Source organism: Halomonas elongata (assembly GCF_029081005.1).
GTDB lineage: Bacteria > Pseudomonadota > Gammaproteobacteria > Pseudomonadales > Halomonadaceae > Halomonas > Halomonas elongata_B.
Genome location: NZ_JAJQTQ010000015.1, coordinates 40,733 through 56,730, shown reverse-complemented (window position 1 = coordinate 56,730; position 15,998 = coordinate 40,733). Strand labels below are relative to the sequence as shown.

13 protein-coding genes are annotated in these 15,998 nt (G+C 60.5%); 7 read left to right on the top strand and 6 right to left on the bottom strand.

Annotated features, from left to right (window positions below; all coding sequences use genetic code 11):
- Positions 1-51: 51 nt before the first annotated feature.
- From LU493_RS12330 to gmhB, 3 genes are all read left to right on the top strand, one after another.
- Positions 52-957, top strand: a complete 906-nt coding sequence (locus LU493_RS12330; protein WP_275288080.1) for a LysR family transcriptional regulator — start codon at positions 52-54, stop codon at positions 955-957.
- A 164-nt stretch (positions 958-1,121) separates the two neighbouring features.
- A complete protein-coding gene (locus LU493_RS12325) occupies positions 1,122-2,246 on the top strand; it encodes an RNA-guided endonuclease InsQ/TnpB family protein (RefSeq protein WP_275288079.1) in 1,125 nt (374 codons plus the stop codon).
- A gap of 197 nt (positions 2,247-2,443) precedes the next feature.
- Positions 2,444-3,004: a D-glycero-beta-D-manno-heptose 1,7-bisphosphate 7-phosphatase gene (gene gmhB, locus LU493_RS12320; protein ID WP_275288078.1), complete on the top strand. Its 561-nt coding sequence runs from the start codon at positions 2,444-2,446 to the stop codon at positions 3,002-3,004.
- A gap of 557 nt (positions 3,005-3,561) precedes the next feature.
- Here gmhB and gyrB read toward each other — a convergent pair.
- The 4 genes from gyrB to dnaA all read right to left on the bottom strand — a co-directional run bounded on the left by gyrB (position 3,562) and on the right by dnaA (position 9,820).
- Positions 3,562-5,982, bottom strand: coding sequence for a DNA topoisomerase (ATP-hydrolyzing) subunit B (gene gyrB, locus LU493_RS12315; protein ID WP_275288077.1), 2,421 nt, complete (start codon positions 5,980-5,982; stop codon positions 3,562-3,564).
- Positions 5,983-5,993: 11 nt separating this feature from the next.
- Complete coding sequence (gene recF, locus LU493_RS12310) at positions 5,994-7,109, bottom strand: DNA replication/repair protein RecF (RefSeq protein ID WP_275288076.1); 1,116 nt, start codon at positions 7,107-7,109, stop codon at positions 5,994-5,996.
- A 69-nt stretch (positions 7,110-7,178) separates the two neighbouring features.
- Positions 7,179-8,282, bottom strand: a complete 1,104-nt coding sequence (dnaN, locus tag LU493_RS12305; protein ID WP_275288075.1) for a DNA polymerase III subunit beta — start codon at positions 8,280-8,282, stop codon at positions 7,179-7,181.
- A gap of 74 nt (positions 8,283-8,356) precedes the next feature.
- Positions 8,357-9,820, bottom strand: a complete 1,464-nt coding sequence (dnaA, locus tag LU493_RS12300) for a chromosomal replication initiator protein DnaA (protein ID WP_275288074.1) — start codon at positions 9,818-9,820, stop codon at positions 8,357-8,359.
- Between the two features lie 515 nt (positions 9,821-10,335).
- Between dnaA and rpmH the strand changes: the two genes are divergently transcribed.
- The 4 genes from rpmH (at position 10,336) to mnmE (ending at position 14,242) form a co-directional block, all read left to right on the top strand.
- Positions 10,336-10,470 carry a 50S ribosomal protein L34 gene (rpmH, locus tag LU493_RS12295; RefSeq protein WP_008959105.1) on the top strand — a complete coding sequence of 45 codons (135 nt, stop codon included), beginning with the start codon at positions 10,336-10,338 and terminating at the stop codon, positions 10,468-10,470.
- Positions 10,471-10,480: 10 nt separating this feature from the next.
- Positions 10,481-10,867 (top strand): ribonuclease P protein component, encoded by a 387-nt coding sequence (gene rnpA, locus LU493_RS12290; protein WP_275288073.1) that lies wholly within the window; start codon positions 10,481-10,483, stop codon positions 10,865-10,867.
- Positions 10,868-11,074: 207 nt separating this feature from the next.
- The gene (yidC, locus tag LU493_RS12285; RefSeq protein ID WP_275288072.1) at positions 11,075-12,766 is read left to right on the top strand and encodes a membrane protein insertase YidC; all 1,692 of its coding nucleotides are present in this window, start codon (positions 11,075-11,077) and stop codon (positions 12,764-12,766) included.
- Between the two features lie 105 nt (positions 12,767-12,871).
- Entirely contained in the window at positions 12,872-14,242 is a 1,371-nt protein-coding gene (gene mnmE / locus LU493_RS12280) for a tRNA uridine-5-carboxymethylaminomethyl(34) synthesis GTPase MnmE (RefSeq protein ID WP_275288071.1), read from the top strand.
- 111 nt (positions 14,243-14,353) lie between these two features.
- Here mnmE and LU493_RS12275 read toward each other — a convergent pair whose 3' ends face one another.
- Positions 14,354-15,205 (bottom strand): 23S rRNA (adenine(2030)-N(6))-methyltransferase RlmJ, encoded by an 852-nt coding sequence (locus LU493_RS12275; protein ID WP_275288070.1) that lies wholly within the window; start codon positions 15,203-15,205, stop codon positions 14,354-14,356.
- Positions 15,206-15,295: 90 nt separating this feature from the next.
- The gene (locus LU493_RS12270; RefSeq protein WP_275288128.1) at positions 15,296-15,964 is read right to left on the bottom strand and encodes an OmpA family protein; all 669 of its coding nucleotides are present in this window, start codon (positions 15,962-15,964) and stop codon (positions 15,296-15,298) included.
- Positions 15,965-15,998 lie beyond the last annotated feature (34 nt).

The window sequence follows — 15,998 nt, the reverse complement described above, 5'->3', positions numbered from 1 at the left end:
CATGCAAGAATCCGCGACGTATGCCTTTCACCTCATCCGCTGGACACCTCTATGACACGACATCATGGCGTGACTCTCGACGAAATTGCCGCCTTCATCGAGGTGGCTAGGCGCGGTTCTCTGCAGGCTGCCGCCGAGAGACTCTTGATCGGCAGTGGCTCGGTCGGCCGATGTCTCGATGCCCTGGAGCAACGTCTCGGTACGAGGTTGTTGAACCGCTCTACCCGTGCCCTGACCCTGACCGAGGATGGAGAGGACTATCTCGCCCGAGTAGAGCCGGCACTAGGGAGCATCACTCAGGCCGGTGACCGCCTGAGAGATCGCCAGGAGGGCCCTCAGGGCGAACTACGCGTCTCCCTGCCAGTCAACTACGGCCGCCTGCATATAGCGCCTCATCTGGCTGATTTTCTTCGCCTTCATCCCTCGGTCAGCGTCGATGCCTGCTTCGATGACCACTTCGTCGATATCATCGGTGAGGGCTTTGATCTCGCCATTCGCATTGGTCAACTCGGCGACTCCCGACTGGTGGCTAAACGCATCGCTCGGGATCGCCGCCTGATCGTGGCCTCACCCGACTATCTTGCGCATCATGGCGAACCTCGCCATCCCTGTGATCTTCGTGAGCATCATTGTCTCCACTTCACACGCTTTCAAGGTCCTGCCCAGTGGGCAATGCAACGCGATGATGAGCGTCATGTCATCCCCGTGTCCGGCCGACTCAAGTCCAATTACGGCCTTCCCTTGACGCTTGCCGCCGAACAGGGGCTCGGCCTCGTTCAGACCTCGGAGTCCATTGTCGCTGAAGCCTTGGCAAATGGTCGTCTGTGCGAGGTGCTGAGTGACTGGAAACTGCCTGACATCGCCGTCCATGCTGTCATGCCCGCACGTCAACATACCCCACTCAAGGTCTCGGCCTGCATCGACTTTCTGGCCAAGCGTCTGCCACTATCGGACTAGGTCGATGCCATGGACTTCGGCAATAGAAGCGTGTTGTTTCACGTGAAACACCCTACCCTTACCAAACAGCGCGTAAAGCATCGCCCAATCGGGCGGTGATACAAGCGCGCATCGCGAAGTGGTGCTGAATTGATATTGCCTCGATCCCCTGATATTTTTCCAGTATGATAAAACGTGCCTACAAGGAACGGTTCTACCCCACTCCCGAGCAGGCGGCACTGCTGGTGCAGTCGTTCGGGTGTGTCCGTTTTGTCTGGAACAATACGCTGGCTTATCGCACCGAGGCGTATCAACAGCGCGGCGAGACGGTGTCGCACACCGCCGCAGAAAAGCGCCTGGCCGCACTCAAGGCCGAATACCCATGGTTGAAGGATGTCTCCAGCGTGATCCTGCAGCAGACGCTGCGGGATCAGAAAGCCGCCTTCGATAACTTCTTCAACTCCACGCTCAATGCGCGCTATCCACGCTTCAAGCGCAAGAATAGCCGGCAATCGATCCGGCTAACCAAGGCGGCGTTTCGCTATCGCGATGGCGAGATCACCATCGCCAAGACGACGACGCCGTTGCCAATCCGCTGGAGCCGCCCACTGCCCAGCGAACCGTCCAGCATCACGATCTCGCGGGACCGTGCCGGCCGCTATTTCATCAGCTGTCTATGCGAGTTCACGCCGGACGTGCTGCCGGTCACGCCCAGGATGACGGGGATCGATCTGGGATTGTCCGACCTGTTCGTCACCAGCGAGGGGATGAAGTCGGGCAATCCGCGCCACCTGAAACGCTACGAAGCCAAGCTGGCGTACCTGCAACGCCGGTTGGCAAAAAAGCAGAAAGGCTCGAAGAATCGGGCCAAGGCACGCAACAAGGTGGCACGGCTTCATGCCAAGGTCGCGGACTGTCGCCGCGATGCCATCCACAAAGCGACCCGCACGCTCGTCAACGAAAACCAAGTATTGTGTGTCGAGTCGCTGAACATCGCCGGCATGGTCAAGAACCGTTCACTGGCCAAGGCCATCAGCGATGCCGGCTGGGGCGAGTTTATGCGCCAGCTTGAGTACAAGGCCGATTGGGCGGGCAGGCAGTTGGTCAAGGTCGGCCAGTGGTTCCCCAGTAGCAAGCGGTGCCACGGCTGCGGGCACAAGGTCGAGAAGCTGCCTCTCTCACGGCGTCACTGGCACTGTGAGTGTTGTGGCCTCGCGATCGACCGCGATATCAACGCGGCCAGAAATATCAGAACCGCCGGGCTGGCGGGGATAGCCTGTGGAGCGATTGGAGCGGGGGCCGTGGCCTAGCCACGGCCCAGTGAAGGCGTGTCGAAGCAGGAAGGTTCTCGGGGTGACCTTGGAACCCTCGACCTAAGCGCGAAGCGCGGCGGACGGAGAGTGTCAGAGGAGTGTCCTGTTTCCAGGGTTGTCTGTAGAATTCCGCGGTCGGATCCTCGAACCTCCATTGCTTTCCTCTGCCCTTATAGCCACTACGGAACTGTGCCATGACCACCAGACTTGTCATTCTCGATCGGGATGGCGTCATCAACCAGGACTCCGATGATTACATCAAATCGCTCGATGAGTGGATTCCCTACCCCAGTGCCATCGAGGCAATAGCGAGGCTCCACCATGCAGGCTGGCGGGTTGCCATCGCCACCAACCAGTCCGGCATCGCACGCGGCTATTATAACGAAGCTGTGCTTTCCGATATGCACCGTCACATGCAGTCACTGGTGCATGCCGCTGGTGGTGAGCTGGATTATATCGCTTACTGCCCACATGGCCCGAACGATGGCTGTCATTGCCGCAAGCCTCTACCGGGAATGCTTCACGAAATTCGTCAGGCCTTGAGCCTTCCTTCTCTCAAGGGAAGCTGGATGGTCGGCGACAGTCTGAGAGACATCCAGGCGGGCGAAGCAGCGGGCTGTCGACGGGCCCTTGTACTGACAGGCAAGGGGCAACGCACACTGGACAAACACCCCGAACTCACGTCATCGAACGTAACCATCTTCCGGGACCTGGCTGGCTTTACCAATTGGTTGCTCGACGATTCTTCGGTTTGAGAGAGCGACCTCCCCCTCCCTCGTCACTCAATCACGATGTTTCACGTGAAACATCGTACTGACGATGCTGGGCTTCGAGCGACAAGGTACTCGACAGGGTGCGAGAAAGACTCCCATTATGCATGGCCTCTCATACAATCTCTTGAAGAGTGATTAACCCATCCTGCCTTGTCGTGTCGGTCGTATGCACGTCCTCGATAGCATGTCCAGGTGATGTAAGGTCACCCGTGCACTTCGCCGAAAACGCCTCTGTCGTGCCCGCTGTCCTCAGTAGCGTGCCTGGCGCGTAACTATTAACCTGGCAATCAAATGGATCGTCCTGAGCTATTTGATCGTCGTCCGCACCACGCTGGCGCAGATGCGTGGATCCTCTGGGGTGTGGCGCGGGCTCGCGCCGGCCTGACGGCCGGCGGCGACACTTCCCTGTGCCGCGATTAACCCGACATAAAAGCTTGCCGGGTTACTAAAGGGGCCGCATCGCCAATTCGATGCGGCCCCTTGCCTCACGACCTCACCGGAGATGTTTCACGTGAAACATCTCCGGTCTGTGCAACCGACTAGATGTCCAGATTGGCCACCAGAGCATTGCGCTCGATGAAGTAGCGGCGAGGCTCCACCTCATCCCCCATCAGGGTGTTGAACATCATGTCGGCCGCCACCGCATCCTCGATGGATACCCGCAGCATGCGACGGGTATTCGGGTCCATGGTCGTTTCCCACAGCTGATCCGGATTCATCTCCCCGAGGCCCTTGTAGCGCTGGATAGAGAGGCCACGCTGGGCTTCGTTCATCAGCCACTCTAGGGCATCGTAGAAGCTGCCAACCGACTTCTTCCGCTCGCCACGGGCCACGTAGGCGCCCTCCTCGAGCAGATCATCCAGTGTCTCGCCGAGCCCGGTGATCGCCCGATAATCCGCACTAGTGAAGAAATCCACGCCCCAGACATAATCCGAGGTGACGCCATGTGCGGCCAGGGTCACGGCAGGTAGATAGAAGCCTCGCTCACTGTCTTCCTCGAGACGGAAGGTATAGCGGGGACCGCCCTCGTAAGAGACGATGGCGTCCATCTCGGTTTGCAGGTATTCGATCCAGTTCTGCATGGTCACGCGGTCGCGCAGGCTTTCCTCGCCTTCCAGCCTGGCGGCATGCACGATCTTGCGCAGCACCATGTCGGGATAGACGCGTGACAGGCGATCGATCCGGTGCATGACGTCCCGGTACTGTTTGACCAGCCCCTCGAGCCTCTCTCCCTCGATCCCCGGTGCATCGGCGTTGACGTGCAGGCGCGCACCGTCAAGTGCCGTGGTGGTCAGGTAATCGGTCAGCGCCTGCTCGTCCTTGAGATAGCTTTCCTGCTTGCCACGCTTGATCTTGTACAGAGGCGGTTGTGCGATAAAGACGTGCCCACGCTCGATCAGTTGCGACATCTGCCGGAAAAAGAACGTCAGCAGCAGTGTACGGATGTGCGAACCATCGACATCCGCATCGGTCATGATGATGATCGAATGGTAGCGCAACTTGTCGGGGTCGAACTCTTCCCGGCCGATACCACAACCCAGGGCGGTGATCAGGGTGCCGACCTCGGCGGAAGACAGCATCTTGTCGAAACGCGCCTTCTCCACATTGAGGATCTTGCCCTTGAGCGGCAGGATTGCCTGGGTACGACGATCACGCCCCTGCTTGGCACTGCCACCGGCCGAGTCACCCTCGACCAGATAAAGCTCCGACAGGCTGGGATCCTTTTCCTGACAATCGGCCAGTTTGCCGGGCAGTCCGGCGATATCCAGCGCCCCCTTGCGGCGCGTCATGTCACGTGCCTTGCGCGCCGCTTCACGCGCCCGGGCCGCATCCAGCATCTTGTTGACGATGGCCTTGGCCTCGTTCGGCCGCTCGACCAGATATTCCGAGAACTGGCGCCCCATCTCCTGCTCCACCGCGGTCTTCACCTCGGAGGACACCAGCTTGTCCTTGGTCTGCGACGAAAACTTGGGATCCGGCACCTTGACCGAGATGATGGCCGTGAGACCTTCCCTGGCATCATCGCCCGAGGTGTTGACCTTGGCCTTCTTCAGCAAGCCCTCGGCCTCGATGTAATGATTGAGCGTCCGCGTCAGCGACGCCCGGAACCCGGCCAGGTGTGTTCCACCATCGCCCTGAGGGATATTGTTGGTATAGCAGAAGATGTTCTCGGCAAAGGTATCGTTCCACTGCATCGCCACTTCGACACCGACGCCATCCTCGCGCTCGACATTGAAGTGGAATACCGGATTGAGCACCGTCTTGTTGGTGTTCAGATGGTCGACGAAGGCGCGAAGTCCACCCTCATAGTGAAAGAGTTCTTCCTTGCCGGTACGTTCGTCGGTCAAGCGAATCGCCACACCGGAATTCAGGAACGACAGCTCTCGCAGGCGCTTGGCGAGGACATCATAGTGAAACTCGATGTTATGAAAGGTCTCGGTCGAAGGCCGGAAGTGCACCCGACTACCGGTCTGCTCGGTGGTGCCGACCACTGACAACGGCGCCTCGGCCTCACCGTGCCGATAGATCTGCTCATGCACCTTCCCTTGCCGCCAGATAGTCAGCTTCAGCTCCTCGGAGAGCGCATTGACCACCGAAACCCCGACGCCATGCAGGCCACCGGAGACCTTGTAGGAATTATCATCGAACTTGCCGCCGGCGTGGAGCACCGTCATGATCACCTCGGCGGCCGAAACGCCCTCTCCCTCATGGATCTCGGTAGGAATTCCGCGCCCATTGTCGCTGACGGTGATCGACTCGTCCGGGTGAATCAGCACACGAATTTCACTACAGTGTCCGGCCAGGGCTTCATCGATGGAGTTGTCCACCAGCTCGAACACCATGTGGTGCAGGCCTGTACCGTCATCGGTGTCGCCGATGTACATGCCGGGCCGCTTGCGTACCGCATCCAGGCCCTTGAGGACCTTGATGCTTGATGAGTCGTAAGCTTGTTCGCTCATTGACTACTCCATCATGAAGTCTGTCTGTCCATTGGCAGCAGCTGCCCCTGCCCCGCCTCGGTATGTTTCACGTGAAACATCGACACCGGTGTGTCCACATTCCACGAATCAGTCAAGGCATTCGGATCGACACTGGTAATAAACGCCTGACAGTGCATGTGCGCCAACCACTCGCAGAAGACACGCCGGCGGTCGCCATCCAGCTCGGCCGGCAGATCATCGATCAGATAGACGCAAGAGCGGCCGGTAAGGCGCTCCAGCAACCGACCTTGTGCCAGCTTCAACGCACTGACCACCAGCTTCTGCTGGCCTCTCGACAGGGTCTCGATCGCCGGCCGACGCCCCAGACGGATCCCGAGGTCAGCTCGCTGCGGGCCCTGCTGGGTAAATCCCATCTGTTGATCGGTTTCCCTGCTTTGCTCGAGCACATCGGCAAGCTGTCGCTTGCGATCCCACCCCCGGGCATAACGCAACTGGAGTTCGGGCAAGGAGATCAGCCCTTCCAGGGTCTCCTGGAAGACAGGTAGAAACGCATCGATCCAGGCTCGACGCCATTCATCCAGCCGAGTGCCCCAATGCGCCAGTTCCCGCTCCCAGGCGCCCATTGACGCATCCGTCATTCTACCATGCCTGAGGAGAGCATTCCGATGCTTCAACGCCCTTCGGAAACGCTTCCAGGCATCGAGAAAATCATGTTTCACGTGAAACACTCCCCAGTCGAGAAACTCGCGGCGTCCCGCCGGGGAGCCCTCAAGAAGGCGAAAGGCATCGGGGTTGATGAGCTGCAACGGCAGGGTTTCCACCAGCTGCGACACTCGGCTCACCCTTTCCCCTGCCAGGCGCATTTCCAGTTCATCACTGTCCCGGCGGCGGCGCACCCCTATCGGCAAGGGTGGCTCACCCGACAGGCGGCCATGCAGGGTCACGCCATCCTCCTCATGGGCGATGGCATGACGCAACTGTCTCGTGCGGAAGGAGCGCCCCATGCCCAGAACATGAATCCCCTCCAGCAAGCTGGTCTTGCCGGTGCCGTTGTCACCGATGAAGAGATTGATTCGAGGGCCTGGGGACAGCTCCAGGGCCTGGAGGTTACGCAGGCCCTGAAAAGCGAGGCGATCGAGAGGCATCGAGAGAAAGGGTCCTATTGCCGATGCCTGCTGGAAGAGGGCCATCGGCACGGGAAGTCGAGGGTCGTCTCAAAGGCGCATCGGCATGACGACATAAAGCGCATCGCCACCGCCTGGCTCCTCGAGCAAGGCACTGCTGTTGGGATCCGCCAGGGTCAGTTGCACGCGATCCTCGTCCAGCACACCGAGAACATCGACCAGATAACCGACATTGAAGCCGATCTCCATGGCCGGCCCGGCGTATTCGACGCCGACATTCTCCTCGGCCTCCTCCTGCTCGGGGTTGTTGGCCATGACGCGCAAGTTGCCTTCCTCCAGGTTGAGGCGCACGCCGCGATATTTCTCATTGGACAGGATCGCGGTGCGCGACAGCACCTGGCGCAGCTCTGTTCGCTCGGCGATGAGAACCTTGTCCCCGCCCTTTGGCACCACGCGCTCGTAGTCGGGGAACTTGCCGTCCACCAACTTGGACGTAAAGGTGAAATCCCCCGTGTGGGCACGAATATGCGTCGAACCCAGTGTCAGGCTAACGGGATCATCACCGTCATCAAGCAGACGAACCAGCTCCATGATCCCCTTGCGCGGCACGATCAGCTTCTGAGCAGGTTCGACCTGGATCTCGGCAGAACGCGACGCCACCGCCAGCCGATGGCCATCGGTGGCCACGGTCCGTACCAGATTGGTGCCGAACTCCAGCAGCATGCCATTGAGATAATAGCGAACATCCTGCTGCGCCATGGCAAAGGATGTCGCATCGATAAGGCGCTTCAACGTGCCTCGCGGCAAGCTCAACTCGACGCTGCTCTGGCCATCCTCGATATTGGGGAACTCCGCCACCGGCAGGGTCGACAGCGTGAAGCGGGACCGTCCGCTGCGCAGCACCGCCCGATTTTCCTCCAGACCGATTTGAATCTCGGCCTGGTCCGGCAGTGACTTGCAGATATCCATCAGCTTGCGCGCCGGCACGGTGGCAGAACCCGCCTCATCCACCTGGCTGGCCACGGTGCGACCGATCAGCTCGACTTCCAGATCGGTGCCGGTCAACGACACTTGATCCTGTTCGACCTGGATCAAGACGTTCGACAGCACCGGCAGGGTCTGACGCCGCTCCACCACGCCGGCGACCAGAGTCAGCGGGCGCAACAGCGCTTCTCGGGAAATGGAAAATTTCATGTCGACTCCACTTCTTGTCCTGGAGGGGTTGTGAGGCCGGCGAGCCGACCGGTCGATCGAGTCATATGGCAAACTCAGCTCGTCAATAGACGTAGCAGGTTCTTGTAATCCTCGCGAATATCCGCGTTTTCATCCTGAAGGGCCTGCACCTTGCGGCACGCATGCAACACCGTGGTGTGGTCTCGACCTCCAAACGCATCGCCGATTTCGGGGAGACTATGGTTGGTCAGTTCCTTGGCCAGCGCCATGGCAACCTGGCGAGGTCGCGCCACGGAACGCGAACGGCGCTTCGACAAGAGATCCGCCAGCTTGATCTTATAGTACTCGGCGACCGTACGCTGGATGTTGTCCACGCCGACCTGCTTGTCCTGCAAGGCCAGCAGATCCTTGAGCGACTCGCGGATGAAGTCCTGGGTGATCGTCTTGCCCATGAAGTGGGAATCGGCGATGACCTTCTTCAAGGCCCCCTCGAGTTCACGCACGTTGGAGCGGATCTTCTGGGCGATGAAGAAGGCGGCATCGTGCGGCAGATTGACCTTGGCCTGATCGGCCTTCTTCATGAGGATAGCCACCCGGGTCTCGAGCTCCGGAGGCTCGATCGCCACCGTCAGCCCCCAACCGAAGCGCGACTTGAGACGCTCCTCTACCCCACTGATTTCCTTGGGGTAGCGATCCGAGGTGAGGATCATCTGTTGGCCACCTTCAAGCAAGGCGTTGAAGGTATGGAAGAACTCTTCCTGGGAACGCTCCTTGCCGGCGAAGAACTGGATATCGTCGATCAGCAAGGCATCGACACTGCGATAGAAGCGCTTGAAGTCGTTGATGGCATTGAGCTGCAACGCCTTGACCATGTCGGCGACGAAGCGCTCGGAATGCAGATACACCACCCGGGCATTCTCGCGGCGTACGTCCAGGGCGTTACCGACGGCATGCATCAGGTGGGTCTTGCCCAGGCCGACCCCGCCATAGAGAAACAACGGATTATAAGCGCCGCCGGGGTTCTCCGAGACCTGTCGCGAAGCGGCCCGGGCCAATTGGTTGGACTTGCCCTCGACGAAGGTTTCGAAGGTGAAATTCTGGTTCAGCCCGCTGTTATGCTTGAGGCTGCCCTCGACCTGTACCTGCCGTTCGCCCGAGGGGCGACGCGGCGCCTCCCCTTCTTCTCGCAACCGATCGATTTCGGATTCGTCCGCCACATCGCCTCGTGGAGGGGTATGCACGGCAGGCGATCGAGGCGCCGCGGATACCGGATCACCGAGTTCACGCGGCTGGGGGGCGGGTGCCGCCCGACGACTGCCCACGGCCAGCACCACCTTGGGTGGCTTGGCCGGGGCCAGCTCGCGCATCAGCTCGCTGATGCGCTTGGCATACTTGTCACTGACCCAATCGCGCACGAACCGGTTGGGAGCCAACAGGCGCAACTGGTTGGACTCCCCCTCCTCTTCCGCCTGCAATGGGCGAATCCAGGTGTTGAACTGCTGAGAGCTCAATTCATCCTGCAGGGTAGCCAGACACTGTTGCCAGAGAGCGAGCGACACGCAACCTCACCATCAAAGATTCAAGAACGACCGCACATTGTATCGTCCAGCCCTCGGGTTATCCACATGAAGCGGCATTCCGATGAACTTTGTGGAAAACCCTGTCCCGAAGACCGGGATATGGCCGGGAGCGAGATGGGGACCGGTCGGCGCTGTGGACAGCCTCCGTTTCCATGCACCGGATACCCACCATGGGTACACCATCACCCCCAAGGATGTCCACATCAAAAAGAACAAAATAACAACATGATTTTTATGGATAATATTCGGTTATCCACAAAAAGGCTCCCCAGTTATAATAACAGCTTCATCAATTTACATACGTAATTAGTGATAATTGAGCACGTCCAGTGCGGCGGGCTCACGGCATGACGACGGGCAAGGAGGAATTGCGCCGGGGCCATGAAATCACTACAATTCCCGGTCTTGATCCGAATCTCCCCCGGTTTCCAGTCGAAACCGGGTGCCTCCGAAGTTATCGATCCGTTCCAAAAACCACGTGGGAATAATCAGTTATGAAACGCACCTTTCAACCCAGCGTTCTCAAGCGCAAGCGCGCACATGGCTTCCGCGCTCGCATGGCCACCAAGAATGGTCGTGCCGTCCTGGCGCGTCGTCGCGCCAAGGGCCGCAAGCGTCTGAGCGCCTGATCGCAAACGCGTGTCCTATCAGGGCTTCCCTCGGCGGCTGCGCCTGCTGACCGCCGAGGATTATCGACGTGTCTTCGATACGGCAGCTTTCAAGCTTCACGGCAAGGGGTTGATGGCCCTGGCCTCGCCCAACGCATTGGGTCACCCTCGTCTAGGTCTCATCTTCAGCAAGAAGAACGTCCGTCGGGCCGTTGATCGCAATCGCCTCAAGCGAATCACGCGCGAATCCATTCGGCTTCGCCAGCATCGACTCCCCGCCGTGGACATCGTGTTGCTCGCCCGGCGAGGCGTACAGGAGCTGGACAATGAGGTTGTCCATCGCCAACTACATGGCATGTGGCGACGCCTTGAACGCGAAGCGCAAAAGACGTCGAGCCGCGCCTCGACAGACCGCTGATGGCCGATCCGGCGTACCGCCGCTGTCATTCTTCGGAGCTCGCATGAGCCTGTTCTCGCCTCTCGCCGCGAAGCTTGACGCCGCCCCTTCGAAAGCGGACGCTCCGCTGACGGAAGCCAGCCTGCCACCGGCAGGCTTTCGTGTATGTCGGGTGTGCGACTCACGCTGCGCCATCGGAATGTTCACCACCCATCGGGCAGACCCCTCATGGACGTAAAACGACTACTCCTGTTGATTCCCCTGGCGATACTCGCCTACCTGATCGTCGTGCAGTGGAATCAGGATTATGGCCAGGTAGCCCAGGCGCCGGAGGCCCCGGCCATCACCGGCGATGCATCGGCTCCATCCCAGGATACCGGAGACACTGACGGCGGCGACCTGTCGGTTCCGTCCAGCGGCACCACCGACGCTGACATGGGCAACGAGATGCCCGGCAACGAATCGGCGTCCAGCAGCCGTGACCTGGTAGCGGTTTCCACCGATGTGCTCGATGTGCGTATCGATCCGCAAGGCGGCGACATCGTGTATGCCGCCCTGCCTCAGCACAAGTATGCCGAGAACTCCGAGCAACCCTTCGTGCTGCTTTCCGATAACGGCACACGCAGCTATGTAGCCCGCTCGGGACTCCAGCTGGAGGGGCATCAGGGCCGTATCGCCTTTACTCCCCAACAGACCGAATATCGATTGAGCGAAGACGATGACCAGGTCCAGGTGGATCTTGGTGCCACCGTCAATGGCGTGGACGTCATCAAGCGCTTCACCTTCGATCGCGACAGTTACGCCGTTCAGGTTGCCTACCTGCTGGATAACCCCAGCGAGACGCCGGTTACCGCGCGTTTCGTCGGCCAGTTGGTGCGCGATAACACCAGCGACCCGTCGAGCGGTCCGAAGATGGGCATGCGTTCCTTCCTCGGCGCCGCCTTTTCCACGCCGGAAGATCGGTACCTGAAGGTCGATTTCGAGGATATCCGCAACGGCGAGTTCGAGAATCGCGACGTCGAGGGGGGCTGGGTCGCCATGATCCAGCACTACTTCACGTCTGCCTGGGCACCGCCCCAGGATCAGCAGAACCTCTTCTACGCCGCGACCGACTCCCAGAATCGCAACGTGGCAGCCTTCGCCGGCCCGACCCGCACCCTGGGTGCCCAGAGCGAAACCACGCTGCAGGCCACGCTCTATGTGGGCCCGAAGATCCAGGATCGCCTGGAAGCGATCGCACCGCATCTGGAACTGACCGTCGACTTCGGCTGGCTGTGGTTCATCGCCAACCCGCTGTTCTGGCTGCTCGATCACATCCATGACCTGATCGGCAACTGGGGCTGGTCCATCGTCATTCTGACGCTGCTGGTCAAGACCGCTCTCTGGCCTCTCTCCGCCAAGGCCTACAAGTCCATGGCGCGCATGCGCAAGCTGGGTCCCGAGATGCAGCGCCTCAAGGAACAGTACGGCGATGATCGCCAGAAGATGTCCCAGGAGATGATGAAGTTCTACCAGAAGGAGAAGATCAACCCTCTGGGGGGCTGTCTGCCTATCCTGGTGCAGATGCCGGTCTTCATCGCCCTTTACTGGATGCTGCTCGAATCGGTGGAGTTGCGCCACGCGCCCTTCATGCTCTGGATCACTGACCTCTCGGTGAAGGATCCCTTCTTCATCCTGCCGATCCTGATGGGCGCGTCGATGTTCGTGCAGCAACTGCTCAACCCGACACCGCCGGACCCGACCCAGGCGAAGATCATGAAGCTGCTGCCGGTGGTCTTCACCTTCTTCTTCCTGTGGTTCCCGGCCGGCCTGGTGATTTACTGGGTGGTGAACAACATCACCTCCATCGCCCAGCAGTACTTCATCACCCGCAAGATCGAGGCCGACCCCAACGTCGGCAAGGGCATGAAGACCAAGTAGGCTTCCCTGCTCGCCCGTTTCACCAGACCCCCGCCCCTTGCGGGGGTCTGGCGTTTCTGCCCTCCGACATCGACAATGTCGTCGATCCACTCGAGGAAATCACCGATGGCCGAACGCCTCTACTCACAGGACACCATTACCGCCCTGGCGACACCGCCCGGACAAGGCGGCGTCGGCATCATCCGCGTATCAGGCCCTGCCTGCCGTTCGATCGCCGACAGTGTGCTGGGACACTGCCCGGCCCCTCGACAAGCGTTCTATGGCCCTTTCCGGGGCGAGAACGGCATGCTCGACGAAGGCATCGCGCTGTTCTTCGAGGGGCCCAGCTCCTTCACCGGAGAGGATGTGCTCGAACTCCAGGGACACGGCGGCACGGTGATCATGGACTTGCTGCTGGAGCGCTGCGTGCAGCTGGGAGCGCGACTGGCCAGACCCGGCGAGTTCTCCGAACGCGCCTTCCTCAACGACAAGCTGGATCTGGCCCAGGCCGAGGCCATCGCCGACCTGATCGAGGCAAGCTCCAGAGGTGCCGCCGAGAACGCCTTGCGCTCGCTGCAGGGAGAGTTCTCGAGACGCGTCGAGGCACTGGTCCAGGAACTCATCGAACTGCGCATGTACGTCGAGGCGGCCATCGACTTCCCCGAGGAAGAAATCGACTTTCTCGCCGATGGCCACGTCGCCGGCAAGCTCGAATCGATTCGCACGAAGCTGGCCGATGTCCGGGATAGCGCCGGTCAGGGCGCCTTGATGCGCGAGGGCATGAATGTGGTCATCGCCGGCCGGCCCAATGCCGGCAAGTCGAGCCTGCTCAATGCCCTCACCGAACAGGACACCGCCATCGTCACCGAAATCGAAGGGACGACACGGGACGTGCTGCGCGAGCACATTCACCTGGACGGTATGCCATTGCACGTGATCGATACGGCCGGATTGCGCGATACACCGGACGCGGTGGAAAAGATCGGCGTGGCCAGGGCCTGGTCGGAAATCGAAAAGGCCGATCGCGTACTGCTGATGGTGGATGCCACGACCACCGATACCGTGGACCCCATGACCATCTGGCCCGAGTTCGTCCAGCGGCTCGCCGACCCGAGCCGCCTCACTCTGGTGCGCAACAAGGTCGATACCAGCCAGGAACCGCCGGGGCTCGACTTATCCACACCCACTCCTATCGTGCGTCTCTCGGCGAAGACCGGACAGGGTGTGGATAACTTGAAGGAGCACTTGAAGGCGGTCATGGGCTTCTCGACGACGACCGAGGGACGCTTCTCGGCGCGCCGCCGCCACCTGGATGCCCTGGACCGCGCCGCCACGGCCCTGCAGAGCGGCGACGCCCAGCTTTCCGGCCATGGAGCCGGCGAGCTGCTCGCCGAAGACCTGAGAGATGCACAGCAGTCACTGGGGGAAATTACCGGCGAATTCAGCGCCGATGACCTCCTGGGCGAGATCTTCGGCAGCTTCTGCATCGGCAAGTAACAGCTTGCCTGCCAATGCCAGCGCTCGCCCATGCCGAGCCGGGACTCGGCGCGCAGGTGACTTCGATCAACGCGTTCGTTGACGGGTCGGGACGATTGCCGGGTTGATCGTTCATTCCGGAACCCACCAGTCATCCCGGTAGTGGCAGGCGTCTCCCAGCACGGGCGCCAGTTGTGCCATGGCATCTGCCAGACGCCGGTCCAGTCCCCAGGGGGGATTGATCACCAGCATGCCGCTGCCATACATGCCGTGCTCCTGTCGGGGCGAAGCAATCTTCAGTTCGCTGCGCCAGATCTTGCGCAGCCCATCCGCCTTTAGCGCGTCGAGAAGCGCCTCGTGGCGACCCGCGGGCAACAGCGGATACCAGACCAGCACCACCGCGTGTCGCGCCTTGCGCATGGCCTTGAGCAGCGTATCGGCAACGTCGCCATACTCCGCCTTGCGCTCGTAGCTCGGATCGACCAGTACGCACAACCGTGGCGTTGCCACCGGCAAGGCCTCCACCAGTCCCGACAGGCCATCGCCATGTACGCGCCGTGTCCTGTCGGGCAAGCGCTGTCTGTTCAGGTGATCGTGCTCTCCGGGATGCAGCTCAAACAGCTGCAACGCATCCTGCTCACGTAGTCGCTGGGCCAACCACCAGGGAGAGCCTGGATAGTGATCGAGAATCTTCGGGTTCCGTTTGTTCTGGGCGCTCGCCACCCCCTCGAGCCAATCCGCCAGCAACGGGTCCTCGGCAAGGCGACGTCGTGCTTTCCAGAGCTTCTCCGCACCATCACGGTACTCCCCTAGCCGACGCGTCTCCTCGGCGTCCAGTGGGTAACGACCACGACCGGCATGAGTATCGATATACGTAACAGAAGAGGATTTACGTAATAGATGATCAATGACGGCATAAAGCGTCAAATGCTTGTGAACGTCGGCGAAATTGCCCGCATGATAGGCGTGCTGATAGGAAAGCATGGTCCTGAATCCCGGGATGGGCAAGAGTGGGCAAGTAAAGGCCCGCCTCCCCGAAGGAAGGCGGGCCTATGCGTGGGAACAAAAGCTCGATCAGCTCTGCGTCATGGGCGTCAGGGTCATCTCGACGCGCCGATTCTGGGCACGGCCGGATTCGGTATCGTTGCTGGCGACCGGTTGATTCTCGCCATGACCCTGCATGTTGAGTCGATTGGCCGATACCCCCGACTGGCTCAGGTACTGCCCCACCGACTGTGCACGACGCTCGGAAAGGCGCTGATTGTAGGCAGCATCGCCGGTACTGTCGGTGTGGCCGGCAATGTTGATCAAGGTCTCCGAGTACTCGGTCAGTACCTGGGAAACATCCTGCAAGGCGCTGGTGGCCTCCGATGTCAGGTCACTGGAGTCGAAACCGAAGGTGACACTGCTCGGCATGTTGAGGACGATGTCGTTCCCCTGACGCTCCACTCCGATACCGGTACCTTCCATGCTGCGACGCAGTTGCTCTTCCTGGCGATCCATGTAGGCGCCGACCCCGCCACCGGCGGCGGCCCCCACAGCGGCACCGATCAGGGCACGGTCGCGTCGACTGGTGCTGCCATCGCCGCTCAAGGCACCGGCAGCAGCCCCGACCACCGCGCCAATGGCGGCGCCGGTTCCCGTCTGGTTGCGCTGGGTCTGCCCGCTGTTCGGGTTCGTGGTGGTACAGCCCACCAGCAGAATGGCGGCCGCCAGCGGGGCCAGCGGACGAAGAGATGTCATCATGGGTAACTCCTTGTGAAAGGGATGGCGTCCT